The following is a 1,556-nucleotide window of genomic DNA, read 5'->3' on the forward strand; positions in this document are numbered from 1 at the left end:
GAAACAAACAGTTCCGGGTACTTGAAAACGGCGTTCACCGTGCCGAAACCGCCGGCGGACAGCCCTGCGATCATGCGGCCTTCACGCGTGGTGATGGTCCTGAAGTTGGTGTCGATGTGCGGGATGAGCTCCTTGATGAGCGCGGTTTCGGCCTTGTCCTTGTTGCCGTCCACCCACCAGGTGGAGCCGCCGCCCGGCATCACGATGATGGCCGGCTGGACGCGGCCTTCCCTGACCAGCGTGTCCATGGTCGCCTGGACCTGGCCTTTAACCAGCCAGTCATTGTGGTCGCCGCCGTTGCCGTGCAGCAGAAACAGCACCGGGTAGCGCAGCCGGCCGCTCTCATAGCCGTCCGGCAGGTAAATGGTGTAGCGGTAGTCTGTGTTCAAGGCCTTTGAGTTGAAGGACCTGACGGTGACCTCGCTGGCAAACGACAGCGGTGCKCCAGCCGCAACAAGTGCCAGTAAAAACCAGCCCAGCAGTTTGCGAATCGACTTGAACCCCATGCCTGTCTCCATCTTGAGCTCCTTGTTGTGTGAGGGCAAGTATCCGGTAAATCCCGGACGCGTGAAAGCGCTCTCACGCAGCGGCTCAACGGATGCCGGGGGCGGGACTGGGCCTCGGTGAACCTTGTTACTTGACCAGCAACACCGGAATCTCGCACTCGGCGACCACGCGCTGGGCCACGCTGCCGATCAGCGCGCGGCTGAGCAGGCCCTGGCCGTGTGTGCCCATCACGATAAGGTGCGCTTTTTCGCGCTTGGCGGCACGCAGTATTTCGGCGGTGGGCGAGCCGACCACGGCGAGGGTTTTAAACGCCATCTTGTGGCGCTGGAGGAAGCGCTCGATCGGCGCCAGCACCTTCTGCGATTCTTCGGTGTGGTAGGCGGTGACGTTGGCCGAACCCAGCATGGTCTTGACGCGCCCCGGCACGGGAGCCTGCACATTGATCACCACCACTTCGCCTTCGGCACCGGCGAGTTCATCGTGGTTCACCAGAAAGGCCAGGGCCTTTTTGGTGTACTTGCTGCCATCGGCGGCGAACAGAATCTTCATGGTTTTTCTCCGGTGTGATCGGATCAGCGTAACACCAGCGCCCTCGTGCCGCTGTAGGTGAGCGCCTGTTTTCGTCTTGCAGTCCGGGGAAAATGGCTTGGCTCCAGGTGCCGACTTGGCGCCGTTCAAGCCAGCGCTGTCCGTGCCGCGGCCAAGTCCCAGCCCGCCCAGCCGCAGCTTTTAAACAGCACTGGCCCGGCGGGTTTTTTGAGGTCCTGGCGGATCACATCGGCCAGTGTGGCGAAGCGGCCCACGTCCAGTCCGGCCTGCAGCAGGTCCCCTGCCTCGTGGATGGCATCAGCCGCGTCGACAAACACCGAACCCTTCGCCGCGAAGTATTGGCATAACGCGGCGCTCAGTTCCATCATGGCCGGGGTGAAAGCCCCAACGGCGCTGATGAAGCCGTCAGGCCGGGGCAGCGCGCTGAGGACTACGGCGGCAGCCGGCGTGCAGGTAACGGCCAGCGGGCAGTCGGCCAGCGCGGCATCGGCGTCGTGCAC

At 63.3% G+C, this 1,556-nt stretch carries 3 protein-coding genes; all 3 read right to left on the reverse strand.

What is annotated here, in order from left to right; genetic code table 11:
- The coding region (locus AC1D1P_RS22945; RefSeq protein WP_477674582.1) for an alpha/beta hydrolase at nt 1–518 on the reverse strand (518 nt) is incomplete at its 3' end.
- A gap of 115 nt (nt 519–633) precedes the next feature.
- A complete protein-coding gene (locus AC1D1P_RS22950; protein ID WP_477668107.1) occupies nt 634–1,056 on the reverse strand; it encodes a universal stress protein in 423 nt (140 codons plus the stop codon).
- Nucleotides 1,057–1,181: 125 nt separating this feature from the next.
- Nucleotides 1,182–1,556, reverse strand: a 375-nt coding sequence (locus tag AC1D1P_RS22955) for a Rossmann-fold NAD(P)-binding domain-containing protein (protein WP_477674583.1), incomplete at its 5' end; no start/stop codon positions are given.

This window comes from Polaromonas sp. P1_E1_2, assembly GCF_056406035.1.